Below are 24,104 nucleotides of genomic sequence, written 5' to 3' on the forward strand. Positions count from 1 at the left end.
CTAGACTGGAAACTATGGACCCGCTATTTGCACTTGAGTTATTTTTCCTTGGCCTTTTAGGTCTGGCTTCGCTTGCCATCACGTGGGTTGCCGGGATGGTGGTTTATAAGCTTTTTAAAGGGCAGCGCTAGGTCACTGCGTCACCCTCATGATAAACATTCGTACCGATATTCCTGCCGAGCTCGGCCCGTTGTCGTGGCTGATTGGGGTGTGGGAAGGAACTGGCGTTATTGAGTACTCGGTTGACGGCAAGCGTATTTCGCAAGAGTTTGGTCAGCGCGTCAGTTTTAGCCATGACGGCCTCCCGTACCTCAACTACAACTCGTATTCGTGGTTGATCGGCCCGAATCTGGCCGAGGAACCCGAGGGCGATAGGCAGGATGATGTTGCTCAGGCAGCCACCGCTCCCGACAAAGATGTGGCGTTAAATAGCGGCGCGGACACACAGACTCCGATGGTTGGGGTCGACGAGGTCTTTTCGCAGGGTGAACGCCCCCTCGTGAGCGAGATGGGATACTGGCGGTTAAGTCGGCCCCGGACCGAACACGATCCGGGGCCGGGTATGCTTCCAGGGAGCGGCGACACAGTTTATGGCACCGCCGAATCGGTGGAGGCCCTGCGTATCCCTCTTGCCGAGGGAGAGGGTTTTCCCCTTGAGGTTCTTCTGGTTCATCCCACGGGTGTGGGCGAACTGTACTTGGGAAGAATAGCGGGACCCCGTATCGACCTGGCCACAGACTACGTGATGCGCGCTGAGGGCGCTAAAGAGTACACTGCCGCCTCCCGCATGTATGGCCTAGTGGATAATCACCTGCTATGGGCCTGGGACATGGCTGCGCTCGGTCAGCCTCTCAGGAGTCACGCCTCTGCCCGCCTGGCAAAGCGTGATTGAACTCCTCTTTGGGTGGCGCAGGGCAAATTATGATTTTTATGGAATGCTCCGAGAGTGCAGAGTGTTGTTGTAAGAGTATCCAATAAAGATTGAGGTTGTTGTTGTGTCTGTTGAATCACAGAGTTCGCAGAGCGGTCACGCTACTGCCATGCGCAGCCCTTTTTTTACCCTCCCCAGGGCCATCGCCGACGGCGAAGCTGCCATCGATCAGTCTGGTAACCTCCCAGCTGCAGTACAAACCCCCGCACACTACGGCTCACCAAATCGCGAGCAGCGCGAGTTGGTAGCTGGGCGCGCGCTGGTCGACCTGGGCGATCGCGGGGTGGTAACCGTGACCGGTGAGGACCGACTGGCCTGGTTGCACAATATGACAACTCAGAGTTTGCTGGGGATAAAACCCGGAGACTCGGCTGAAACAATGATTCTGGGTCCTACGGGGCGCATTGAGCATGTGATCCACCTTTACGATGATGGAGACACCTCCTGGTTGATTGTGGAGGGTGATCAGACGGTGCCCATGGTGGAATTTTTGAACAGCATGCGTTTTATGATGCGGGTTGAGGTGGCCGATGTCACTCCAAAATTTACGGTGGTTGCGGCCCTCTATGCCTTTGACGTGAACGAAAAGAACTCGGGCGGCGCTGCCGTGGACTATCTTCTGTCTCGCGCCGAAACGACAAATGCCAGGCCTGTGGTGTGGCGTGACGCCTGGAACGCTCCTCCCACAGGGGGGTGGCAATACGCGCGTTTCCCGGAGGGTGAAGATCCACACCCCTCGATTCACTGGCGATACGTAGAGGCCGTGGTTCCTCGCGGGGGCATCACCGATGTGGTGGCGGATCTTACCGAGGCTGGTCTGAGCGCTGCCGGTTGGCACGCTCTGGAGGCTCTGCGGGTGGAGGCCTGGCGTCCGCGGCAGGGACACGAGACGGATGAGCGAGCAATACCGCATGAGTACGATTGGATGAGAACAGCTGTTCACCTGAGCAAGGGATGCTATCGAGGTCAAGAAACGGTTGCCAAGGTTCACAACCTGGGGCATCCTCCTCGTCGATTGGTGATGCTGCACCTCGACGGCACCGAATCAATCCTTCCCCGGCGCCGCGACCCTGTTTACCTGGTTTCTGATGACGGTCGTAAACAGGTGGGGGTCATTACCACCGCCGCACGCCACTACGAACTGGGTGGTATCGCCTTAGCCCTGCTCAAACGTTCTGCACCGATTGATACTGATCTCCTGGTTATCGCGGGCGACGCCGAGAGCCCTTCCGAGATTGCAGCCGCCCAGAACGTTATTGTGCCCCCAGATGCGGGATCCGTTGCCGATGTTCCGCGTTTGCCGCGTCTGAATAATCGCGCGGTGGATAAGTAACCCATGAGCTCAGGAAGAGATTCTGCGCGGGAGATAGATTTCGCACAGCGTGATAATCAGCGTGTGGTTCGTGTGAGGCAGGCTTTTCGATCACGAAGGCGCTTTGACCTGCGACGTGCGTCGGTGCGCGTGAGCGAGTCAAGCTTACCTATCTTGCAAATTACCGCTGCCTCCATCGTGTCCTATCTGATCGCGGTTTGGGTGTTCGGTCATCCGTATCCCGTTGTCGCCCTCATCGTGACCATCTCCACCCTGGGTCTTCAAAGAGATGCCAGGCCCCGGATGGTGTTGGAAACTGCGCTGGGCATGGTGATGGGAATAGCCCTCTCCGAGATATCGCTATTGCTTTTTGGGGTGGGGCTGTGGCAGCTTACCCTGGTTCTCATCGTGGTGCTTCTGGCGGGGAGGTTCTTTTCTGCCTCTCAGGGGTTTGCCGTTGTCGCTGCGATTCAGGCGGCGCTTGTACAGGTGCTGCCCGCGCCCGATGGCGGCCCGTTTACTCGGAGCCTTGACGGCCTGGTAGCGGGAGTTGTTGCGCTTCTCTTTACCGCGCTGATCCCGCGTGACGCACGCCGCGCTCCCAAGCGGGCTGCCCAGCGTTTGTTTGCGGAGTGGAACACCGCTCTGTCCTCCCTTTCCGCGGCACTGAACCTGGGGGATCCCTCTCAAGCGGAACGTGCGTTGAATCGGCTTCGAGGAACGCAGCGGATCATCGACCAGTGGGCCGAAGCGCTTGATTCTGCACAATCCTTGGCAAAGATTTCACCGTTTGCTCGGCGGCATGCGGCAGAAATTGTCGATCTGGTCACCATGCACAACTATATGGATCTGGCCACGCGAAATCTGAGGGTTGTGACTAGGCGCAGTGTGTCTAGTCTTGAAGACGGTGTTGCACGTCCGGAGCTTGCGCAGCTGGTCGTGTCTCTCTCTGCCGGTGTCTCTCTGCTGGGGCAGAGCATTGAGGATCGCACCCTCAGGCGTGCGGCCTGCGAGAACCTGGGGCTTTTGGCACCGCGGCTGGATCCGAAGGGGGCAGAGGCGGACGATTCCCTGAGAGACTGGGCGATTGTTCTCTCGCTACGGCCGCTTCTGGCCGATCTGTTTCGTGCTGCGGGTCTTAGTCCTGTGGACACACGAAAATTCTTATCCCATCTGGAATAATTTCTGATCTGAACGAGGTTTTAATAATCACTGCGGTATCCGTTAGCCGTAGAATAGCTACAGGTTTTTCGCACTTTAACGAGGACTAATAACGGGGAGGAGGGAGTGCTAGATGTCTTTTTCGATGTTTCTCAGCAGAATTGGGCTGAGGTTGACTCCTGCCCGTCTCAAGCCGCTCAGCAGCGTGGAATCGCTTGCGCGGTATCTTGGCAATCCCCGTGAGGCAGCCGCGGTTCCCGAGAAGCTCGCGAAATTGTGTTTCGTGGAGCACCGCGAGGTGAGAGGATTTCCCGTGGTAACCCTCACCCCGCGTAAAAATGCAAACGGAACACACGTGATCTACACTCACGGCGGTGCCTATGTGATGCCCATTGCCGATTATCACTGGGGTCTTATCACCGACCTGGTTCTACAGACACGAGCCACCATAACGGTTCCCCTCTACGGTCTTGCGCCGGATCACAGTGTACGAGAAGCTTACGAGATGCTTGATGAGGTATACGCTACGGTGTGCCGGGTTGCGCTGGGTGGTCTGGTAATTCTTGCGGGAGACTCTGCTGGGGGAGGCTTGGCGATCGGACAGGCCATCCGCTATCGAGACTCGGGTGTTCCCACTCCCAACGGAGTTATCGTCTTTAGTCCATGGCTTGATATTGAGATGAAAAACCCCTCCATCGACGAACTCACAAGATTCGACCACCTCCTGAGCGCCCCCGCACTGTCTGCGGCGGGAACGCTGTGGGCCGGTGGCCTCTCGACCAGAGACCCGCTGCTGAGTCCTCTCTTCGACTCGCTTGAAAGCCTGCCTCCCGTTTTCGTGTATCAGGGCGGGCGTGACATCCTCTTGGCGGACACTTTTGATTTCACCCGGAAAATGGCCGCGATTGGTGGAGACGTTGAGCTTCGAATCTACCCAACGGGATTTCATAATTTTTTTGCTGCGAGCACAACTCCAGAATCGAAGAAAGCGGTGCGACACGCCGCCCGCACCATAGTGCGGCTTTCGCGTCGTCAGGACACCGTTTCTATGCCTGTTGTACAAGCAGAGCAGGCCGTTTAAGGTTGAGAAATGATGCCGTGGGTGAGCTCTGATGCGGTCGGTGGACAACACTATCCTTACTTGTAGCCATGCATTTTGTCATTATTGTTTGTGCTCCCTGAGTGCACACGCGTTTTTACGTCTGTTCAAGTAAACTTAAAGACATGACTGAACCACTCACCCTTGTTTTACTTCGTCACGGTACGAGTGACTGGAACCAAAAAAATCTTTTTACCGGCTGGGTAGACGTAAAGCTCACCGAGCGGGGGCGTGAAGAGGCGGCGCGTGCTGGTTCCCTGCTTGCAGCCTCCGGGATACTTCCCGATGTTCTCTATACGTCGCTGCTGAGCCGGGCTATTCAAACCGCAAACATTGCATTGGACTCGGCCGATCGTCTCTGGATTCCCGTCAAGCGCTCCTGGCGACTGAACGAGCGTCACTATGGTGCCCTACAGGGTAAAGACAAAGCTCAAACACTGGCAGAGTATGGTGAGGAACAGTTCATGATTTGGCGCCGGTCTTTTGATACTCCACCCCCACCCCTTGACGATAATAGTGAGTGGTCCCAGGTGGGAGACGAACGCTATGCCGATTTAGGAAATGATGTTCCCCGCACGGAGTGTCTCAAAGACGTGATTGACCGGATGCTGCCCTATTGGGAGTCCGATATTAAGAGTGATCTTTCTGCTGGTAAGACCGTTTTGGTTACCGCCCACGGAAATTCGTTGCGGGCGCTTGTGAAGCACCTGGATGGTATTTCCGACGAGGATATCGCGGGCTTGAACATTCCCACGGGTGTTCCGCTGGTTTATAAGCTTAACCAAGACTTTGAGCCTCTTGGCCCGGGGGAATACCTTGACCCCGAGGCCGCCGCAGCCGGTGCCGCCGCAGTTGCTGCTCAGGGCAAGTAGTTTTGGTGTGTGCCCCTCTTTTGTATCGGGAGGGGCACGCCTTCACAATGAAACTAAACTTAGCTGTATTCGCCCGTTGCCAGGTACTGCACCTTCTTTGCTACTGAAACAGCGTGGTCTGCAAACCGTTCGTGGTAGCGACTGGCCAGGGTGGCGTCAACCACGTTGGTGACTTCGCCTTTAAAAGTATCGCTGAGTACCTTTTCAAAAACTTTGGCGTGCAACTCATCAACACGATCATCCGTGTTGCGAATGCTGTCGATGAGGTGGATGTCTTCGGTTTTAAGTAGTTCTGTCACCTGTGCCGCCATCTGCACATCAAGGTCACCCATTTCCCGAAAGGTTTTACCGAGACCCTTGGGGATAACACTCTCCGGGAACCTATAACGGGCGAGCTGTGCAATATGCTCGGCTAGTTCGCCCATGCGTGAGAGTGACGAGCTGATGCGCAATGCGCTGACAATGATTCTTAGATCTTTAGCGACGGGCTGTTGCCGGGCAAGGATTGTGATGGCTAGTTCGTCGAGGTCCGTGGTGAGGGCATCGATTTGCTGCTCATCCTCAATAACGGCCTCTGCCAGCGAGACTTCTGAGGTTTGAAAGGCTTGAGTTCCGCGTTGAATTGCAAGTTCTACAAGCTCGGAGATTTCAACAAGCCGGGTTTGAACCTCGCGTAATTCTTGCTGGAAAACTTCACGCATCGCGCTGGTGCCTTTCTGATGTTGTGGGTAAAAAAGTACATGACCCTTTGCCATTATTCGCTTATAAGGTTAACGGCTGGTTCCAACTTTCCCAATAGTGGATGAATTTCTCACCCTTGTAACCATAAATGCTGGGCAGAGATCAGATTGAGTCACTACGCTTGTAAACATGGAATCCGTTTTGCTGGTTCTACTATCTCTTGCTCTGGGACTGGTAGCGGGTGTTAGCGTTACCATCGTCGGAGTGATGGCAGCCCGGCGAGGAAGACAGACTCGTGACGCACATCATCCCACAGTTCCCACGGAGGTCGCCGATGTTGTTGAGGCGATTGACTCCTTTGCTGTCATACTGGATTCCTCTCTGAACATTATCTATACCAATAGTGTTGCTCAGGATAGCGAGCTTATTGGTGAAGAATTGCTGCGAAACGGTGCTTTGCAACGTGTGGCGGCCTCTGTTTTAGACTCCGGTGAAACCGTGAGGGTTGAGCTGAGGGACGAATTTGCCTCTGCGGATCGTCCGGGGCGAGAGGATGGGGTTTACCCACCCGGAAACTCGCCCGAGATTTCAGGTCACAATCTCTGGTTGCAGGGAACCCCTCTCGGGCCACGGTTTGTATTCATCGTGGTCGAGGACAGGGGAGAAGCCTGGAGACTTGAGTCGGTGCGTCGAGATTTTATTGCCAACGTGAGTCATGAGCTGAAGACGCCCGTCAGCGCGGTGGCGCTTTTGGTTGAGGCTATACAGGAGGCAGCCGACGACCCTGAGGCGGTGATCCGATTTGCCAAGAGGCTGGGAGCGGAGAGTGACCGGCTTGTCAACCTGGTATCAAACATCATCCAGTTGTCTGCTGCGCAGCAGCTTGTGCCATCAGCCCTGAGCGGTTTTGTTGAGGTTCGGGAGCTTCTTAAATCGGCAGTGGAGGAGCATCAGAACGTTATCGAACAGCGCAATATTACCCTGGTAACGGCGGCATCAAAGAATATCTTTGTCGCGGGAGATGAGAAAGCGCTTGTGACAGCGCTCTCTAACCTCGTGGGAAATGCGATCAAATATTCCGATGATGGCTCCCGGGTCGGGGTGGGGGTTACAGTGGTTGACTCCATGGTAGAGATTGCGATTACCGATCAGGGAGTAGGGATACCTGCGGAAGATGCTGATCGAATATTTGAGCGCTTCTATCGAGTTGATCCCGCCCGTTCCCGACAGACGGGCGGTACCGGTTTGGGGCTCAGTATTGTCAAGAACACGGTTCAAGGACACGGCGGATTGGTCAGGGTGTGGTCGCGCCCCGGTGCAGGCTCAACCTTCACGATTGTTCTTCCGCTCCGGGATCCCCTGGGTAGCACTGAGGAGGATGCCACCGCGGTGAAGAGGGAGGAGGCTCAGGGCACTGTCGGATTGCAAGCTGGTTCTGTCTGGGAACTTCCGAGGCCTCAGAAGAGTGCTCCGCAAAAGAAAAAGAAGAAGGCCGGAACTAAGCAGGAAGATAAAGCGGCAAAGAAAGCCGCAAAGTCTTCCAAGAAAAAGAAGGCACAAGCAAAACACGCGACTCACATCGCCAATCCTAAGAAATAAGCTGAGACAAATACGCTATCGGAGAGAAAACTATGACCCGTATCCTGCTGGTTGAAGATGAAGATTCTATTTCAGAACCCCTCGGTTATCTCTTGCGTAAGGAGGGGTACGAGGTGGATATTGTGCAGGACGGCCCCTCCGCGCTCGCGGCGTTTCCCACTATGAATCCTGATCTGGTTCTCCTGGATCTGATGCTGCCCGGTATCTCGGGTACCGAAGTGTGCCGTAGGCTCCGAACGTTTTCCAGGGTGCCGATTATTATGTTGACTGCCAAAGACGCCGAGGTTGATATTGTTGTTGGGCTAGAACTGGGCGCGGACGATTACGTCACAAAACCCTACTCTTCGCGCGAACTACTGGCACGAATCCGGGCTGCGCTGCGGCGCTTTTCAGACCTACAGGAGGACGATAGCGACGCTGTCCTAGCGGTGCAAGACATCGTCTTGGATACCAATCGTCATACCATTACGGTACGGGGGCAGGAGATAGCGACTCCCCTGCGGGAGTTTGAACTTCTCGAGGTTTTGATGCGTAACGCCGGGCGGGTGCTCACGAGGAGCCAACTCATAGACAGGGTGTGGGGAAGCGACTATTACGGTGATACAAAAACGCTTGATGTGCATATCAAGCGAATCCGATCACGAATTGAGGAAGAACCGTCTCGGCCTCGTCTGCTCCAGACTGTGCGTGGTGTGGGCTATCGCTTCGAGAAGTAGGAGGCAGGGTAGAGCGTATGCCCTAGTTTGTTGGGGCGGGGTTTGTCTCGGGTGCCTCCGTGGGGGTTCCGCCGAGGTTCTCGTCTGGAACAAACCCCTCGGGCAGGACAAACGGCTTATAATCTTGTAGCTCGCCGTCGAGGACCGGCACATTGAGCTGGGTTCCCGACTCGTCTCCGGTTTGGAAGTAGGTGAGGGCGATCGAACCGAGCGCAAGGTCAACACCCTCAAATACGATCTTCTCCTCGTCGGGGCCGCCGAGGCGGGTGAGTCCCGGGGCTAACGTGGTGGAGCGGTTGAATTTTTCACCCTCGAACTCCAGCTGTACGTTGAGCTTCTCATCCCTATCTGAGGTGTTGACGACACTGAATATGAGATTGAAAACACCTTCGTCTTCTCCCGCGATGAATATTGCGTTGCGAATCGCGAGCGAGCCGGTGTTTCCGCTGACCCCGTCGCTCGCGTCGTACCTGTAGGTGGTTGCCTGCGGGCTGATGAAGTTGCAGCCGCTTACGCCAATGGCAACAGCGGCAGCTAGGACAATAGGTGAAACGATGCGAGTCTTCACGTGGACCCTCCGTTGAATAAGTATGAGTTGTGCGCTAATTGTATCCGCCCAAAGGCAGCGTAATAACGATAGATAACTCTAGTGTAACCACGGATGTACTGGGAAACAGGTTAGGTAAACCTAAATGTTATCAGAGGAGTGTGGTATCCTAGATAGCTGAGCGAGGGAGTTATATTCTATGCAATTTGAGGTTGGCGAGACGGTCGTTTACCCCCACCACGGCGCCGCGAAGATCGTTGAGGTAAAAAATCGCACCATTGATGGTGTCGAAAAGGTATTCCTCAAGCTTGAGGTCAGCCAGGGTGATTTAGAGATCACCGTTCCGGTAGAGAATGTTGAGATGGTTGGTGTTCGTGACGTCATTGACAAAGACGGTCTTAACGAGGTCTTTGAGGTTCTCCGCACTCCTTTTACGGAGGAACCCACCAACTGGTCACGCCGCTATAAGGCCAACCTAGAGAAACTTGCCTCCGGTGACGTGATCAAGGTGTCCGAGGTCGTTCGGGATCTGTGGCGTCGTGATCAAGATCGTGGCCTCTCCGCGGGAGAGAAGCGTATGCTTGCGAAGGCTCGTCAGATTCTGATTTCAGAGCTTGCTCTTGCTGAGAAAACCGATGAAGAGGCGGCTTCGCTTGTGCTTGATGAGGTACTGGCGTCTTAGGCATCGCAGCTATCCGCGATTCTATGAGTGCCTGTAGCTTCAGTGAAACGACCTTCTGCCCGTGATGCTTCACTTCCTCGAGTCGCCGTTATTCTGGTGGCAGCAGGAAGCGGCACTCGTTTAGGGCTTGGAATCCCCAAGGCATTTGTGCCGCTTGCGGGGCGAACCATTCTCGAGTGGAGCCTCAGCGCCGTTGCGCAATCAGCCCGTGTGGCGCAGATTATTGTAGTAACGCCCGACGGTGAGCAGAGCTTTTCCGTTGAAGAAGCCCTGCGTAGTATCACGAGGGTGCGTCCTCAGACACCACCGGTATCCGTGGCGGTTGTTGCGGGAGGTGTAAACCGAACCGAGTCGGTGCGGGCTGGGTTGGCGTCTTTGATCCCAGAGATTGATACCGTTATGGTTCACGATGCGGCCCGGGCGGCAACACCCCCTGAGGTTTTTGATCGTGTTGTGAGTGCAATCTCTTCCGGCGCGGTCGGGGCGGTCCCCGTTCTCCCCGTGGTGGACACCCTCAACTCAGTGGGCAAAGAAGGCGTGTTGGGGGACATCGTTGACCGCTCTACAGTGGTTCATATACAGACCCCTCAGGGTTTTGCGCGGACGCAGCTTGTTGCGGCGTATAACGCTGTGGAGGGCCGGGAATTTAGCGATGATGCCTCGGTAATGCGTGCTGCGGGACATGAGATACGGAGCGTTACCGGTGATCAGAAATCTTTGAAAATTACCACACCACCAGACCTGGAAAGGGTGGCGTCATGGTTAGAAAAATCGATGGGAGGATCCCTGATGCGGGTGGGAACAGGAACCGATGTTCACCGTTTTGATCCCGGTGAAGAGCTATGGTTAGCGGGTCTCTACTGGCCGGAGGAATCTGGCCTAGCGGGGCACAGCGACGGCGATGTGGTTGCCCATGCGATAGTCGATGCCCTTCTCTCGGCCGCAGGGCTCGGGGATATCGGGGGTCTTTTCGGGACCGAAGAGGAGAAATTTCAGGGAGCACACGGCGAGGTTTTCCTCAAGGAGACAGCGCGCTTGCTTACACAAGAGGGGTTTATCATCCGTAATGTGGCGGTTCAACTCATCGGTGTCCGACCTAAGGTTAGCCCGCGTCGGCTCGAGGCTGAACGGGTTTTGAGCGAGAGCATTGGTGCTCCGGTGTCGCTTTCTGCAACCACCACCGACGGCCTGGGATTTACCGGACGCGGTGAGGGGCTGTGCGCGATCGCTACGGCTCTTATTGCGGTCGTGGACGGGTAGCATTTCGCTGGGCAACGTATTTGAGGGGATTCTGCAGGGTTCTATCTGCGTTTCTTGTAACACGGGCAGAACACACAAGTAGGCTTATAGAGTGACCCAGCGACTCTACGATTCAAAAACCCAACAGCTTGTTGACTTCTCACCCCGTGAGGTGGGCAAGGTAGGAATGTACGTCTGTGGCCCAACCGTGCAATCAGCCCCGCATATCGGACATCTCCGAAGTGCGCTTGTGTACGATCAGATGCGCCGCTGGTTCAGCTATCGGGGTCTAGACGTGACGCTGGTGCGTAACGTGACGGATATCGAAGATAAGATTCTGGATAACGCGGCGGTGGCCAAGTTAAAAGGGTCGTGCGAGGAATGGTGGGCGCTGGCCTATCGAATTGAGCGCCAGTTTAACTCGGCGTATGACGCCCTGGGTATTCAACCACCCACCTATGAGCCGCGGGCGACCGCAAACATTCAGCAGATGATTGATCTCATCATACGGATCATCGAGCGAGGCCATGCGTATCCTGCCGACGATGGTAGTGCCAACGTGTATTTTGATACTGGGTCCTGGGAACCTTATGGGGAGTTGACCCATCAGGACATCAACAAGATGGAACCTGCGGCAGACTCGGATCCGCGTGGAAAACGTAATCCGCATGATTTTGCATTGTGGAAGGCGCACAAGGCCCAGGAGCCGGAGTCCGCGGCGTGGGAATCCCCGTGGGGCAGGGGGCGCCCAGGGTGGCATATTGAGTGCTCAGCGATGTCAACCCGCTATCTCGGCTCGGCCTTTGATATTCACGGGGGAGGGTTAGACCTGCGTTTTCCGCACCACGAAAACGAGCTTGCACAATCGCGTGCTGCGGGTGACCATTTTGCTACCCATTGGATTCACAACGGTTTGGTGAACGTGAACGGACAGAAGATGTCTAAATCACTGGGTAACTCAGTCTTTGCTGATGATCTGCTGTTGCAGGCGCGCCCCCTAGCCATTCGATATTTTCTAGGATCTGCTCATTATCGTTCGAGCCTTGACTACACCCCGGAATCTTTGGCAGAGGCCGAGGCAGCGCTTAACCGCATTGAGGCTTTCCTCCGTCGCTGGCAACAGGAGGTGGGTGGTCTATCTGAGGAACAGCTTGACAGGGCTCGGGCGCCGGAGGCTTTTGGCGCGGCTATGCTTGATGACTTTGCGCTCCCACAGGCGCTTGCTGTGTTGCATGAGACCGTTCGAGCGGGCAATACTGCCCTTGACACCGGTAAGAAAGACAAGGCAACCGGCTTCTTCACGGGTGTGTGGGCTATTGTTAACGTTCTCGGTATTAATCCGCTCTCGGAGCACTGGTCTAGTGCGGATGATTCATCCGCGATAGCTGCGCTAGAAACACTGGTTGAACACCTTCTGGTTGAGCGTCAGCGGGCGCGAGAAAACCGTGACTATGAGACAAGTGATCGTATAAGAGACACGCTTAAGCGTGCCGGAATCACGCTCAAAGACACATCTATTGACAAAAATGCAAACGGTTCACACTGGAGTCTTAATGGTTAAGAAACCCCGCGCGGGTGCAGTCCGTAAAAAAAGTAGGGGAGCTACTGTTGGCTCCGGCGGTCAGGGACGTCAGGCGCTGGAGGGGCGAAAGCCAACTCCCAAAGCGGAGGATCGCCCCTATCACCCCGCTGGTAAGGCTAAACTGGCACGCGAACGCTATCTGGCCGCGGGTGGTAGCAAGAAAACGCAGAGAAAAACGGTTGATTCTGCAACCTCACGCGGTAACAAGCGTCGAAAAGAGGATGACGGCGAGCTTGTCACGGGTCGTAACGCAGTGCTTGAGGCGCTTCGCACGCGGCTGCCCGCCACAGCCCTCTACATCGCAATGAGGATCGAAACGGATGATCGTGTTCGTGAGATCACCAAGATTGCTGTTCGCCGTGGTATCCCCGTGCTCGAGGTTATGCGGCCCGAGCTAGATCGTATGTGCAGCGTCGATACGGTGCATCAGGGTGTGGTGCTCAAGGTGCCTCCGTATCAGTATGCTCATCCCCTTGAGATGGTGGATAAGGTTCTCAGCTCGAAGAGAACACCGCTTTTTATCGCAATTGACGGTGTAACCGACCCGCGCAACCTGGGTGCGATCATTCGATCCACCGCGGCTTTTGGTGGGCAGGGCGTTATTGTTCCGCAGCGGCGTTCTGTGGGTGTGACCGCCTCCGCGTGGAAAACTTCGGCCGGTGCGGCAGCGCGTATTCCTGTTTCTATGGCATCAAACCTCACGCAGACGCTTAAGGCTTATAAAGAGCGTGGGATTTTTGTTGTGGGGCTAGACGGCGAGGGTGAGGTATCGCTTCCAGGTTTCGAACTGGCAACCGGCCCTCTTGTGGTTGTTATCGGGAGCGAGGGAAAAGGGCTGTCGCGCCTAGTGAGCGAGACCTGTGATGTGATTCTTTCTATCCCTATTTCATCCGTAACAGAGTCGCTCAATGCCGGGGTAGCCGCCAGTGTAGCGCTGTACGAGATTGCACGGCAGCGCGGGGAAATCCCGGCTTCTTAGAAAGCGAGGAAGCTGAGCCTGCGATTCTCCTTTGCGCGGTATCTGGACTGAGATATGCGTGTGTTCTCGGTGCCGCAGCCGTATACAACCGTTGCGGCACCAAGACATGTCCGAATTAGAGGACGGCTAGGACGGTTGCTCGCCACCTCGTTTCTATCAGTTCTAACCGAATCGCAACCGACCGTGTTCTTGCTCGGGAGTGTATGAGCACGACTGCCTCTATAACGCCCTGTGCGGGACTGGAGTAGTGGATCTTTCCACACGCTAGCGGGATTCTGGAGGGGATTGTCCCCAAGGCCTGATATTTTTGCATACTGAGAATCTGGCGGCGTCGAATTACTGTGATCACCGAGGCTGATGCCCACCGCGCAATGGTTTCAATGTCTCGGGAACCAGCAATAATTTCTACGCTTCCCAGGGCAAGGTTGCGAAGAATCGGAGTGGGGTCGGGGAGAGCGGCTTCAACGGGTCGAACAATCATCGCCTTTGAGCCTGTTCTCTTGTGTATAGGTGACCGAGGAATACTCGTGGGTGCCGGCGGAGGCGTTGACGATATCTCGGGTGGGTTCTGCTGGGTGGGGGCGGAGATTGAGCAGAGCTGGTTGGTGCTCTGTGCCGGGGATATTGAACGCTGATCCTGCACGATCTGTGTGGCGGGTATCATTGGGGCCTTCTTTCGGGGGGTAACAACATAACACTCGATCGGTCACCGTGTGTGGCCGTGTAGGCAGGAAGCTCCTGCCGAGAGTCCTTGTAACTTACGCGATCTGATTAATCTCTGTACAGTACAAAAAAGCCCTGTGGACAAATGCTCTGTCCTCGGAATGCCTTGCTGTCTCGGTCGAACGAGACCGTTAGGCTGATGGTGTGTCTACACTCAGCGATCTCATTAGCCAACACGGTTCAAGTCAAGAGGGAGATATTGAGTGGCTTCACTCCCTCGTGAGGGACGGGCAGCTTTTAGCTGATCTGGCCTTTGCCGATGTTGTGTTTTGGGCACCCACAAACAACAAGAGTTTTATCGCGGTTGCCCATGCTCGACCCTCAAGCGCGGCCACGCTTTTCTATCGTGATGTTGTGACCTCGATGGTTCGGGCTGAGTGGCAGGAACAGGTTGGTGAAGCCTACTTAACAGGAAAGATTATTGAGTCTGCCTCGCCCGCCTGGTTTGAAGAGATGCCGATGAAGGTGCGCGCTATCCCGGTGACCCGCAGTTTCCGCGGGAACTCGGAAGGTCCGGCATCTCCCATCGCGGTGATCACCGCACACACAAACCTGAGCGATACTCGCACCCCTTCCAGACTCGAAGCGGCTTTTACTCGCAGTGCAAACGATATTTTCCAGATGATTGCGGTTGGTGATTTTCCCGATTGGGGAGCCCCTACCGGGCCACGGCGGGGAGCGCCACGCGCATCGGACGGTCTTCTGCGGCTTGATGTCGACGGCGTTGTGACGTTTGCGAGTCCTAACTCTCTCTCGGCTTTTAACCGAATGGGTTTTGTTGATGAGCTTGAGGGTGAGTCTCTCGCCGAGATTACCACCGCCCTGGTATCGGGATCACACACGGTCGACGAATCGTTGCCCGTTGTTGTGACGGGGAGAGCCCCCTGGCGCACCGATGTTGAATCCGGGGGTGTGACCCTCTCGATCCGAGCCATTCCGGTGAAGGCTGATGGTGTGCGGACGGGGGCGCTTGTTCTCACACGTGACGTGTCAGAGTTGCGCCATCAGGAACAAGAGTTGATAACAAAAGATGCCACGATCAGGGAGATTCATCACCGTGTGAAGAATAATCTTCAAACGGTTGCGTCTCTCTTGCGTATTCAAGCACGCCGAGCCCGCTCCGATGAGGCCCAGGAGGCTCTGGGGCAGGCCATGCGACGGGTTGCTGCGATTGCTGTAGTCCATGACACCCTTGCTATTGGAATATCACAGAACGTAGATTTTGACGAGGTATTTGATAGAGTCCTGATGCTTGTGGCAGAGGTTGCGAGCACACACAACACCACCGCGCATCCCAAAAAAGAAGGTGAATTTGGGGTTTTGCCGAGTGAATATGCAACACCGCTTGCCCTAGCGTTGACCGAGCTTGTGACCAATGCGGTTGAGCATGGCCTTGCGGGGCAGGAAGGAAGCGTTACCATTCGCGCGCTTCGCAATGAGGACAAACTGTGTGTTGCGGTCATTGATACCGGCCTGGGGCTCCCGGAAGGCCACGTGGGAACCGGCCTGGGCACGCAGATTGTGCGAACCCTGATTCAGGGCGAGTTGGGTGGAACAATTGATTGGCACACCAGTGTTGGTTCCGGTACGGAGGTTACCATTGAGATTCCGTTGCGCTGGTTAAAAGCCGCTGAGGAGACCGGCCGCGTCGACGCCTGATAAGAATAAATGGCGGATGCTCACACAGTAAAAGTTGTTCGGGAGGAATCGTGAAGGTTGTTTTTGCGCCGGACTCTTTCAAAGGGAGCATCAATGCGCTTCGAGCCGCACAGGAGCTTGCTCGGGGATGGTCTTGTGTTCGGGAACAGGATGAGCTTGTTCTTGCTCCGATGGCAGACGGTGGTGAAGGCACCCTTGAAGCCGTTCGGTCTGCGCATGAGGACTCCCAATTTATGCCGATTGTGGTGCACGGGCCGGACGGGCAGGCGGTGGATACCTCGTGGCTTCTTGTTCGCTCAGAAGCTGGGGACACGGGTGTCGTCGAACTTTCAAGAACCTCAGGTCTCACCCTGTTGAGTACTCCTCTGCCGCGGGATGCTCATACGATAGGGTGTGGCGAGGCGATAGGGGCGGCCCTCGACGGTGGAGTCTCACGGATTGTTGTTGCCCTGGGCGGTAGCTCGTCCTCGGACGGAGGCGTGGGCATCCTGAGCGCCCTGGGGGCGCGGTTCTTAGACGCTGGAGGCCAGGAGATTATGCCGGGTAATCGGGGAGTTGCAGCGATTGTTGCCGTAGACCTATCCGCTCTGCACCCGCTACCTCGAGAGGGGGTAACCGTGCTCACCGACGTGACAAACCCTCTTCTCGGCCCGCTGGGCACGGTCGCGGTTTTTGGGCCCCAAAAGGGTGCCCAAACGGAGGAGCTTCGGGCGATGGAGGAATCTCTTATTCATTTTGCACGTGTTACGGGTGGAGATGCTCAGCAACCCGGGAGTGGAGCCGCGGGCGGAGCCGGGTACGGCCTTGCCCTCTGGGGTGCACAGCTTGTCTCTGGCGCCGCTTTTATTGCGGAGGCGATTGGGCTTGCCTCGACACTTGCGGATGCCGATTGGGTGATCACCGGCGAAGGAAAATTCGATAACCAATCATCGGATGGAAAAGTGGCCACACACGTGCAGGGAATCGCCGACCGACTCGGTGTCTCCACCGCTCTTGTAGCGGGTCTCATCGATGCGGAATCGAGGGATTTTAACCATGCTGTATCGCTCACCCAGCTTGCAGGATCAAGTGCCTTGGCAATGGAAGCACCCGAGTACTGGCTCCAAAAAGCGGGGCAGCAGTTGGCAAAATTTGCTGATCAATAAGTCTTACGAGCGAGGATCAGCAGTGTCTGGTGGGGTTTGATCAGCTGGTGGTGGGGTCTGCTCGCCGGGGAGGTTATCCGCGGATGACGGCGTATCCTCGTGGGGCGAGTTCGTCGATGAGTTATCTTTGCGGCGCCGGAGACGCCCCGCTACAACCAACAAAGCCCCTACGAGCAGTACGGCAACCGCGATAATGATAAAAAGGGCAATGCTCTGTCCTGTCTGTGGAAGGGTGTTGCCGGCGGCATAATCAGGCCGGAGCGTGAACAGAGAAACGTTGTCGGCGTAAAGAAACATGCTCACACTGTAACAGTGAGAGCTGACATCGAGCGAGAAAACGGTGACTCATGTGGACAAACCGCGTGTAGATACAACACTTTTTGATGTTATCCGCGTAGGGTGGCGGTGTGTGGAGTGTAGAGAGACGGCGTAGGCCGGATGTAAACAGGCCGGAGAGTCTAACCCGTGAGGGAGACTCTGGAGGGCTCGCTTCTGCCGGGTTGCACGAACCTCATGGTAATGCCTCACACAGCTCCGAGAACCTAGGCGCTTCTACGATCTCTTCTCATGCGACAGCTGTCGATCCTCAGCCTGTTGAGTCTCCCATGCCGGGACAGGAGGGCGAGCCACACCTGCTTGCCGTTGACCATTTTGCTGAAGAACACAGAAAGTGGCGGGAGGAGCTAGCTCGAGTGGGTGGACAATCGCCGCTGCTCCACTTTGAGGATTCTCCGCGTACACGCCTTGAGCTTTCTACCACCCATCCCGGGGGTCTTCCACAGTTTATTACCGGGCAAAAGATTCTTCTCTCAAGCCTGATTCGTGACGATCTGGCACTGCGAAACGCGCGCCTTGCTGCGGGTGAGATCACCGACAAAGCTCTCGAAATGCGCAGTGTGCGGGGACTCGAAACCACTCACCTGGGCATTGGCCTTACCAAATGGCGGTTTGAGGGAGAAGACTTTACCGCGCCCGTTTTGATGCGGCCCCTGGCAATGCGTCGCTACGGTCGTGATTTCGAATTGAAACTTAAGTCTTCTCCATTTTTTAACCCTGCACTGGCGCGCATTCTTCAACATCAATTTGGAATGCACATTGATGTGGATAGCTTTGTTGCGCTGTCTCTGGAATCTGGCGTTTTTAAGCCCCAGCCAGTTATTGATCGTCTCCGGGCGATGACCTCACACATTGCAGACTTTGTGGTTCAGCCTCGACTGATTGTTTCCTCCTTTAAAGAGGTTTCGCACGGTATGCTTGCCGATGCCCGTAACCTTGACCACCCCGTTCTTAACGCTGTGGCCGGTAGTGAGTATGCGCGTCGTCAGATCGCGGAGTCGTTTGAGCCGGTACCCGTGGTCTCTCCCAACGACAGAAGCCCCGAGACCGATCGCTTACTTCTTGACACCGACAGCGAGCAAGATGAGGTAATCAGCCAGATTGAGGCGGGGCACTCCATAGTGGTGCAAACCTTGCCGGGTACCGGGGGAACCCAAACCGTAGTGAACGCGGCGGGGGCTTTGATCGCTCGTAATCGCCGGGTTCTCATCGTGTCCTCACGCCGAGCAACGCTTGACGGAATCAGCCATCGCCTCTCACGAACGGGGCTGAGGGGCCTGGCCATGAGTCCTCGCACCCTTCGTCGTAATCTTGTGGAATCTATTAATCGCAACGAGAGCGTGGAGTCCCCGCAGATGGGAGATATCGATGACGCTCTCGCCCGCCTGCGGCGGGTAATTCTGGATTATCAGGGAGCGCTCGAGAGGGTTGAGCCGAGCTTGGGCGTATCGCCGATTCAGGCGGTTCGTGAACTCACGCGACTCGCAATGAGCGATGACCCACCATCCACAACGGCACGCCTTGACAGTGTTGCGTTGGAATCGCTGTCAACCGGAAGAGATGATATAGCGAGGGACCTTGTTGAGGCCGCAACTCTTGGTCAGTTCCAGTACGGACCGGACGATTCTCCCTGGTACGGGGTAACATTTACCGCCACGGAAGATGCCAAGCGGGCTCACCGTACGGCCCAGGTGCTGCATGAAAATGAGCTTCCGCGGCTCATGAGCCTGGCGCGCACGCTGATCGAGCAGACATCGATGCGGCCGTTCCAGACCCTCGCCGAGTTGGGAACATATTTGCGATTGCTTATGGGGATTCGCGAGACGCTTGATCGTTTCACCCCCGAAGTTTATGATCGTTCGCTGTCAGAGCTTATTGCCGCCCATGCCACACGCGGGGGAGCCGACGAGATGTTACCCGCTAATCGCCGTCGCCTGCGTCGCCTGGCTCGTGAATACGTGCGGCCAGGGGTGAACATCACCGATATGCTGGAGCGCCTGCGTCATATCCAGCAGCAGCGAGTGCTCTGGCAGAGGTACACCTCGATTGCTGGCACTCGCCCCGAAGTTCCCGTCGGTATTTCTGATGTTTTGGTGAGCTACCAATCGGTCTACGAAAACTGTGCCCATCTTGACGAGGTCTTGGGCAATGTGGGAACCGATAGGGCGCTGAAAGATCAGAGTATCGAAGACCTATCCAGAAGCATTAGCGGCCTGGCGGATGAGTCTGAGGTTCTTCAGAACATTCAGGAGCGTACAACTCTCCTTGAACGGTTAAACCGGGCACACATGGCACCGCTACTGGAGGATCTATCGGCACGCCACGTCCCTGTTGACAAGGTTGCAACCGAGCTGGAGCAGGCTTGGTGGCAGTCGGCGTTGGAACGGATGCTGCAGACAGATAAGGCTTTGCTGAGCGCAAATACCACGGTGCTGGACAGGCTAGAGGCTGATTTTAAGCTGGTTGATGATGCTCACGCCTCCGCTAATGGACAGATAATGTCGGCGCAACGTGCCGCGGCGTGGAAGATCGCCCTGATTGATTATCCACAGGAGGCGCACTCGCTACGGGCCTTGCTTAAGGCTGATCGTGCCACGCCGGAGCACCTCATTCGCTCGGCTCCACACCTCATGGATCTGCTTGGTCCCATTTGGCTGATGAGCCCCTACGAGGTGTCGACGCTTCCCGAGGAATTGAAATTTGATGCGGTTCTTCTGGTGGATGCGGGCGCTAACACATTTGTGGAAACGGTGGGAGCTATTCGCCGTGCTCGGCAAGTTGTGGCGTTTGGTGACCCCATAACCCAGACTCCCTCGGCCTTTAAGATTGCGGTGACCTCCCCCGGAGAGGGAGGCGAGCCCGCTGTGGATCAGGCGGTTGATGAACTGCACGCGCAGTCCGCGCTCTCCGTGTTGTCGGAGCTTTTGCCCGGTTACAAACTTACCCGCAGCTATCGTGCCGGAGGCGAAGATCTGAGTGAGCTTGTCAACTCTCGATTCTATGGCGGGCAAATTATATCTTTGCCCTGGGCGGGAAGTTTTCTGGGTCACAACAGCCTTACCTATGATTTTGTTCGGGGTGGGCACGGTCTTCCCGACGCGGTAACGGGTGCGGTTGAGAGCACAGACGCGGAAGTCGAGCGGGTGGTGGCCCTGGTGTTGGAGCATGCCACTCAATATCCGCGGGAATCCCTCATGGTCGTTACCGCGAGTGCGCGCCATGCTGTCCGGGTTCACCAGGCGGTTCTCAGCGCTTTTTCGGGGCGCTCGGAGCTGGCTGATTTTCTGCTGGGGGATCGCTCAGAACCTTTTGCTGTTATGACCCTTGAACAGGCGAGCGCCCAGAGCCGTGATCGAGTTATTTTCTCGGTGGGCTATGGGCGTACACCGCACGGGCGAGTGCTGTCCAACTTTGGTTCGCTTACCCGTCCGGGTGGGGAACGGTTGCTCGCGGTTGCGATGACGCGTGCTCGTCGGGCATTAACAATCGTGTCGTGCTTCCACCCTGACGACCTTGATCAGAGTCGCCGACTGTACGGGGTTGCTGCGTTGGCTGAGGTTTTGGCAGCGGCTTCGCCCTCAGAAGACTCTCCGTCCTTGCCCGGAGAGAAAGATCCCATGCTGGTAGATCTGGCCGATCGTTTGCGCGCGCTCGGACTCACCGTGGTTCTTGACTATCGTGCAAATCTTCCGTTGGTGGCCTCCTACGGTGGTAAAGCCATCGCCGTTGAGATTGATTTCCCCCTGGTGAACTCTAGCCTGCGAGAGGCGCTTCGATTGCGGCCCGCTGTTTTGCGTCGACTGGGTTGGCACTACCTTCGGGTGCATAGCTTTGACCTGTTTAGCGATCCTGATTCCGTGGCGCTTCGGATTGCAAATGTTGTCGGGTATCACTCATCGTCATCGCCCGCGGCAAAACCTGCGGTGGAGGCAGCCTCACGGAGTGCTGGATAGGTGCGGATGAACGCTCAGAGCGGGAAAAGCGGCTCTGAGCGGGTTCGCAGGCCTTCACGTAGGGTAAACCGCCCGGCTCCCGAGGGAACCGATCTTACCCCTCAGAAAGGTGCGCCCGTGGTGCGGGCCAGTGAGGATAACGATCAGTCGTGGGGCGATCGTGACGAGGGTAACGATGGTGAGCTGAGGCTTAACAAACCACCCCACTGGGGGTAGCTCGGCATTTTAGAACTCCCGTCCGTCCCTGGCTGCCGCACACTAGGCGCTTGGTGATGAAGAACCTGATGTGGACTGTGCGGTTCCCGAGGAGTTGGAAGAAGAACCGCTGCCCCCTGAGGAGCCCGATGGTGTTGATTCAGACGCCTGTTTCTTGCCTTCGCCCGTTTTCGGCTGTGATGGCGTGCTGCCTCCGGTGCGAGAGTCTGTGCGGTAAAATCCCGACCCGTTGAAGGTCACGCCGATGGAGTTAAAAACTTTGCGAAGCTTGCCGCCGCACTGGGGACATACCGTGAGGGAGGCATCGGAAAACTCTTGGTAGATATCAAAGCTGTGTCCACATTCGGTGCAGCGATAAGAGTAGGTTGGCATGGGTGAAGTGATCCTTATTGTGTGCTTAAAATAAAACGTTGATGTGGAGGGGACTATCCCTGGGGGAGTTGAACGGTTTTAGTAGGAGTTACCACACCGCTGACAGGCTGGTCGTGTAAATCTTGTGGGACGCTGTCTAGAAACTCGCTGTCGAAGATAACAGCGTAGACGGGAGGGCGCTGGCCCATTGAGCCCAGTGTCTTATCAAAATAGCCTCGTCCCCACCCCACTCGCATTCCCTGGTCGTCCACCGCACAGGCGGGAATCAGCATAAGATCAACGTCGTTGACCGCGAGTGGACTCAACACCTCACCAACGGCCTCTGGGACGCCGAAGAGTCCCTCGGTTTCTGTGGAGCCGTCGCCCACCACCCAGTCGAGCAGTCCGTCTTCCCTGGAGATGGGAAAAAGAGAGCGAATATTGTGTTCGTGTGCCCAGGTGAGAAAGGGGCGGGTGTTTGGTTCGAAATTGCTGGGTAGGTAGCAGGAGATAGAGCGGGCTCCGAGTTTTTCTACCAGGGCGATGAGCTGGGCAGTGAGACCCTCTGTTGCCTCGTCGATGATTGTGGAGGGAGCGCTGCGTCGGCGCTCACGAATCTCCGCGCGTAGTGCCTTTTTCTGTCTATCCACGTCTTGGCTCATAGTCACTAGCTTATTAGCTCGGTAGCTATACCGGTGAACGTTGTCGCAGCAGGTCGGCAACTGTGAGAACTTGTGGACAGGATGGAGTTGGGTATTGTGGAGTCATGACATACCATGTGCGAAAAGCGGTTATTCCCGCGGCAGGACTGGGAACTCGCTTTCTTCCAGCAACAAAAGCTATGCCCAAAGAGATGCTTCCTGTTGTTGATAAACCGGCAATTCAATATGTTGTTGAGGAGGCGGTGGACGCTGACCTCAGAGATATTCTCATTATTACGGGTCGTAACAAAAACAATTTAGCCAATCACTTTGACAGCGTTCCCGAGCTTGAAGCAACACTGGTTGATAAGGGCGACGAGGGACGATTGGAGCGCGTTACAAAGTCTACCGATCTCGCCGAGGTTCACTTTGTCCGCCAGGGAGAACCGAAGGGGCTGGGGCATGCGGTTGCACGGGCACAGATGCACGTGGGTGACGAGCCGTTTGCAGTTCTTCTCGGTGACGACCTCATTGACCCCAGGGACCCGTTGCTCACTAAAATGATCGATGAACTAAACAACCGCAAGGCTTCTATTGTTGCGTTGATGGAGGTTGATCCCTCGCAGATACACCTTTACGGAGCAGCGGCCACCGTGGCAACTGATGATCCGGATGTGGTTCGTGTGACCGGGTTGGTAGAAAAACCGTCAGCGCAGGAGGCGCCCTCTAACCTGGCGATTATTGGTCGCTATCTTTTACGCCCCGAAATTTTTGATGTTCTCAAGCAGACCCTTCCCGGTAAGGGCGGAGAAATTCAGCTCACGGATGCCCTGCAATCCCTCGCCACCGACGAGAGCATTGCGGGTGGTGTCTACGGTGTGATCTTTCGCGGGCGACGTTACGATACGGGTGACCGAGCTGACTGGATTAAGGCGAGTATTCGTCTAGCGATTGAGCGCGAAGATATTGGTCCAGAGCTTGTGACGTGGTTAAAATCGTTCGTTGGCAGTCTTCCGTAAATAGCGAGGTATTATGGTTGAACTTGCTCCGACTCTAAACTTTAGAGATGTTACGGTGCGCCCCATACGTCTTCGGGATGCTCGAGAGGTTGAGCGGTTACTGCTTGAAAATCGTGGCTGGCTAGAGCGCTGGGAGGCGAGCTTGCCCGCGATTCCCGGGCCCCTGGTGACGCAGTTTAGCGTGCGCCAGGCTATTCGTAATCTACTTGCCAATGCGCGTCAGGGGCTCGGAATGCCCTATCTGGTTGAGTACCGAGGTCGGGTTGTCGGACAGCTCAGCGTTTCCGGTATCACGGGCGGGTCGCTCAATTCTGCCTCACTTGGTTACTGGATCGTTGAGGAGGTCGCAGGGCACGGAATCATTCCCACCGCGGTTGCACTCGTAACCGACTATTTCTTCCTTACCCGGGGGCTACACCGGATGGAAATCTGTATTCGCCCAGAAAACGGTCCATCGCTGCGAGTAGTACAAAAACTTGCGTTTCGCTACGAGGGTCGGAGGTATCGCTACATTCACATCGACGGTGATTGGCGAGACCACGAGTGCTTTGCTCTGGTTGCCGAAGAGGTCCCCGATGGGGTGCTGGCTCGCTGGCAGCACACGGTGAATACCCCCGCTGATTAAAATGATGAGATCCTCAGTAAACACGCCCACTAACGA

General features: G+C 55.9%; 23 protein-coding genes. 17 read left to right on the forward strand and 6 right to left on the reverse strand.

What is annotated here, in order from left to right; genetic code table 11:
* Positions 1-148: 148 nt before the first annotated feature.
* The 5 genes from FrondiHNR_RS04155 to FrondiHNR_RS04175 all read left to right on the forward strand — a co-directional run bounded on the left by FrondiHNR_RS04155 (position 149) and on the right by FrondiHNR_RS04175 (position 5,375).
* Entirely contained in the window at positions 149-892 is a 744-nt protein-coding gene (locus FrondiHNR_RS04155) for an FABP family protein (protein ID WP_279353992.1), read from the forward strand.
* Between the two features lie 103 nt (positions 893-995).
* Complete coding sequence (locus FrondiHNR_RS04160; RefSeq protein ID WP_279353993.1) at positions 996-2,264, forward strand: folate-binding protein; 1,269 nt, start codon at positions 996-998, stop codon at positions 2,262-2,264.
* Positions 2,265-2,267: 3 nt separating this feature from the next.
* Positions 2,268-3,425, forward strand: coding sequence for an FUSC family protein (locus tag FrondiHNR_RS04165; protein WP_279353994.1), 1,158 nt, complete (start codon positions 2,268-2,270; stop codon positions 3,423-3,425).
* A gap of 112 nt (positions 3,426-3,537) precedes the next feature.
* Positions 3,538-4,485, forward strand: coding sequence for an alpha/beta hydrolase fold domain-containing protein (locus tag FrondiHNR_RS04170; RefSeq protein ID WP_279353995.1), 948 nt, complete (start codon positions 3,538-3,540; stop codon positions 4,483-4,485).
* Positions 4,486-4,628: 143 nt separating this feature from the next.
* A complete protein-coding gene (locus FrondiHNR_RS04175) occupies positions 4,629-5,375 on the forward strand; it encodes a phosphoglyceromutase (RefSeq protein ID WP_279353996.1) in 747 nt (248 codons plus the stop codon).
* Between the two features lie 59 nt (positions 5,376-5,434).
* On the opposite strand, the gene phoU is transcribed toward FrondiHNR_RS04175, so the two are convergent.
* The gene (phoU, locus tag FrondiHNR_RS04180) at positions 5,435-6,076 is read right to left on the reverse strand and encodes a phosphate signaling complex protein PhoU (protein WP_279353997.1); all 642 of its coding nucleotides are present in this window, start codon (positions 6,074-6,076) and stop codon (positions 5,435-5,437) included.
* Between the two features lie 169 nt (positions 6,077-6,245).
* On the opposite strand from phoU, the gene FrondiHNR_RS04185 reads away from it, so the two are divergent.
* Positions 6,246-7,655: an ATP-binding protein gene (locus FrondiHNR_RS04185; protein ID WP_279353998.1), complete on the forward strand. Its 1,410-nt coding sequence runs from the start codon at positions 6,246-6,248 to the stop codon at positions 7,653-7,655.
* Positions 7,656-7,687: 32 nt separating this feature from the next.
* Positions 7,688-8,371 (forward strand): response regulator transcription factor, encoded by a 684-nt coding sequence (locus FrondiHNR_RS04190; RefSeq protein ID WP_279353999.1) that lies wholly within the window; start codon positions 7,688-7,690, stop codon positions 8,369-8,371.
* Positions 8,372-8,393: 22 nt separating this feature from the next.
* On the opposite strand, the gene FrondiHNR_RS04195 is transcribed toward FrondiHNR_RS04190, so the two are convergent.
* Entirely contained in the window at positions 8,394-8,939 is a 546-nt protein-coding gene (locus FrondiHNR_RS04195; protein WP_279354000.1) for a hypothetical protein, read from the reverse strand.
* 178 nt (positions 8,940-9,117) lie between these two features.
* Between FrondiHNR_RS04195 and FrondiHNR_RS04200 the strand changes: the two genes are divergently transcribed.
* The 4 genes from FrondiHNR_RS04200 (at position 9,118) to rlmB (ending at position 13,400) form a co-directional block, all read left to right on the forward strand.
* Entirely contained in the window at positions 9,118-9,600 is a 483-nt protein-coding gene (locus FrondiHNR_RS04200) for a CarD family transcriptional regulator (RefSeq protein ID WP_279354001.1), read from the forward strand.
* Positions 9,601-9,642: 42 nt separating this feature from the next.
* Entirely contained in the window at positions 9,643-10,860 is a 1,218-nt protein-coding gene (gene ispD, locus FrondiHNR_RS04205) for a 2-C-methyl-D-erythritol 4-phosphate cytidylyltransferase (protein ID WP_279354002.1), read from the forward strand.
* A 91-nt stretch (positions 10,861-10,951) separates the two neighbouring features.
* The gene (gene cysS / locus FrondiHNR_RS04210; protein ID WP_279354003.1) at positions 10,952-12,400 is read left to right on the forward strand and encodes a cysteine--tRNA ligase; all 1,449 of its coding nucleotides are present in this window, start codon (positions 10,952-10,954) and stop codon (positions 12,398-12,400) included.
* Positions 12,393-13,400 (forward strand): 23S rRNA (guanosine(2251)-2'-O)-methyltransferase RlmB, encoded by a 1,008-nt coding sequence (rlmB, locus tag FrondiHNR_RS04215; protein ID WP_279354004.1) that lies wholly within the window; start codon positions 12,393-12,395, stop codon positions 13,398-13,400. The genes cysS and rlmB overlap by 8 nt, the downstream gene beginning before the upstream one ends.
* Before the next feature lie 115 nt (positions 13,401-13,515).
* Here rlmB and FrondiHNR_RS04220 read toward each other — a convergent pair whose 3' ends face one another.
* Positions 13,516-14,064 (reverse strand): Rv3235 family protein, encoded by a 549-nt coding sequence (locus FrondiHNR_RS04220; RefSeq protein WP_279354005.1) that lies wholly within the window; start codon positions 14,062-14,064, stop codon positions 13,516-13,518.
* A gap of 203 nt (positions 14,065-14,267) precedes the next feature.
* Between FrondiHNR_RS04220 and FrondiHNR_RS04225 the strand changes: the two genes are divergently transcribed.
* Positions 14,268-15,782: a PAS domain-containing sensor histidine kinase gene (locus FrondiHNR_RS04225; RefSeq protein WP_279354006.1), complete on the forward strand. Its 1,515-nt coding sequence runs from the start codon at positions 14,268-14,270 to the stop codon at positions 15,780-15,782.
* A gap of 50 nt (positions 15,783-15,832) precedes the next feature.
* Positions 15,833-16,927, forward strand: a complete 1,095-nt coding sequence (locus FrondiHNR_RS04230; RefSeq protein WP_347567125.1) for a glycerate kinase — start codon at positions 15,833-15,835, stop codon at positions 16,925-16,927.
* Positions 16,928-16,930: 3 nt separating this feature from the next.
* Here the strand turns inward: FrondiHNR_RS04230 and FrondiHNR_RS04235 are convergent, their stop codons facing one another.
* Positions 16,931-17,224 (reverse strand): LPXTG cell wall anchor domain-containing protein, encoded by a 294-nt coding sequence (locus FrondiHNR_RS04235; RefSeq protein ID WP_279354007.1) that lies wholly within the window; start codon positions 17,222-17,224, stop codon positions 16,931-16,933.
* 110 nt (positions 17,225-17,334) lie between these two features.
* Between FrondiHNR_RS04235 and FrondiHNR_RS04240 the strand changes: the two genes are divergently transcribed.
* Together FrondiHNR_RS04240 and FrondiHNR_RS04245 are read left to right on the forward strand one after the other, a co-directional pair.
* Entirely contained in the window at positions 17,335-21,216 is a 3,882-nt protein-coding gene (locus FrondiHNR_RS04240) for an AAA family ATPase (protein ID WP_347567126.1), read from the forward strand.
* A 6-nt stretch (positions 21,217-21,222) separates the two neighbouring features.
* Entirely contained in the window at positions 21,223-21,432 is a 210-nt protein-coding gene (locus FrondiHNR_RS04245; RefSeq protein ID WP_279354008.1) for a hypothetical protein, read from the forward strand.
* 42 nt (positions 21,433-21,474) lie between these two features.
* Here FrondiHNR_RS04245 and FrondiHNR_RS04250 read toward each other — a convergent pair whose 3' ends face one another.
* Positions 21,475-21,804, reverse strand: coding sequence for an FmdB family zinc ribbon protein (locus FrondiHNR_RS04250; RefSeq protein ID WP_279354009.1), 330 nt, complete (start codon positions 21,802-21,804; stop codon positions 21,475-21,477).
* 53 nt (positions 21,805-21,857) lie between these two features.
* Complete coding sequence (locus FrondiHNR_RS04255) at positions 21,858-22,445, reverse strand: 5-formyltetrahydrofolate cyclo-ligase (protein ID WP_279354010.1); 588 nt, start codon at positions 22,443-22,445, stop codon at positions 21,858-21,860.
* Positions 22,446-22,549: 104 nt separating this feature from the next.
* Between FrondiHNR_RS04255 and galU the strand changes: the two genes are divergently transcribed.
* Positions 22,550-23,443 carry a UTP--glucose-1-phosphate uridylyltransferase GalU gene (gene galU / locus FrondiHNR_RS04260; protein WP_279354011.1) on the forward strand — a complete coding sequence of 298 codons (894 nt, stop codon included), beginning with the start codon at positions 22,550-22,552 and terminating at the stop codon, positions 23,441-23,443.
* Positions 23,444-23,456: 13 nt separating this feature from the next.
* Positions 23,457-24,068 (forward strand): GNAT family protein, encoded by a 612-nt coding sequence (locus FrondiHNR_RS04265; RefSeq protein ID WP_279354012.1) that lies wholly within the window; start codon positions 23,457-23,459, stop codon positions 24,066-24,068.
* Positions 24,069-24,104: the final 36 nt, after the last annotated feature.

Source organism: Lysinibacter sp. HNR (genome assembly GCF_029760935.1).
Taxonomy (GTDB): domain Bacteria; phylum Actinomycetota; class Actinomycetes; order Actinomycetales; family Microbacteriaceae; genus HNR.

Bases quoted from the DNA above. Each gene is read 5' to 3' on its own strand.
- FrondiHNR_RS04155 (WP_279353992.1), top strand. From the start codon at position 149: ATGATAAACATTCGTACCGATATTCCTGCCGAGCTCGGCCCGTTGTCG.
- FrondiHNR_RS04165 (WP_279353994.1), top strand. From the start codon at position 2,268: ATGAGCTCAGGAAGAGATTCTGCGCGGGAGATAGATTTCGCACAGCGT.
- FrondiHNR_RS04170 (WP_279353995.1), top strand. From the start codon at position 3,538: ATGTCTTTTTCGATGTTTCTCAGCAGAATTGGGCTGAGGTTGACTCCT.
- FrondiHNR_RS04175 (WP_279353996.1), top strand. From the start codon at position 4,629: ATGACTGAACCACTCACCCTTGTTTTACTTCGTCACGGTACGAGTGAC.
- phoU (WP_279353997.1), bottom strand. From the start codon at position 6,076: ATGCGTGAAGTTTTCCAGCAAGAATTACGCGAGGTTCAAACCCGGCTT.
- FrondiHNR_RS04185 (WP_279353998.1), top strand. From the start codon at position 6,246: ATGGAATCCGTTTTGCTGGTTCTACTATCTCTTGCTCTGGGACTGGTA.
- FrondiHNR_RS04190 (WP_279353999.1), top strand. From the start codon at position 7,688: ATGACCCGTATCCTGCTGGTTGAAGATGAAGATTCTATTTCAGAACCC.
- FrondiHNR_RS04200 (WP_279354001.1), top strand. From the start codon at position 9,118: ATGCAATTTGAGGTTGGCGAGACGGTCGTTTACCCCCACCACGGCGCC.
- rlmB (WP_279354004.1), top strand. From the start codon at position 12,393: ATGGTTAAGAAACCCCGCGCGGGTGCAGTCCGTAAAAAAAGTAGGGGA.
- FrondiHNR_RS04220 (WP_279354005.1), bottom strand. From the start codon at position 14,064: ATGATACCCGCCACACAGATCGTGCAGGATCAGCGTTCAATATCCCCG.
- FrondiHNR_RS04235 (WP_279354007.1), bottom strand. From the start codon at position 17,224: ATGTTTCTTTACGCCGACAACGTTTCTCTGTTCACGCTCCGGCCTGAT.
- FrondiHNR_RS04245 (WP_279354008.1), top strand. From the start codon at position 21,223: ATGAACGCTCAGAGCGGGAAAAGCGGCTCTGAGCGGGTTCGCAGGCCT.
- FrondiHNR_RS04250 (WP_279354009.1), bottom strand. From the start codon at position 21,804: ATGCCAACCTACTCTTATCGCTGCACCGAATGTGGACACAGCTTTGAT.
- FrondiHNR_RS04255 (WP_279354010.1), bottom strand. From the start codon at position 22,445: ATGAGCCAAGACGTGGATAGACAGAAAAAGGCACTACGCGCGGAGATT.
- galU (WP_279354011.1), top strand. From the start codon at position 22,550: ATGACATACCATGTGCGAAAAGCGGTTATTCCCGCGGCAGGACTGGGA.
- FrondiHNR_RS04265 (WP_279354012.1), top strand. From the start codon at position 23,457: ATGGTTGAACTTGCTCCGACTCTAAACTTTAGAGATGTTACGGTGCGC.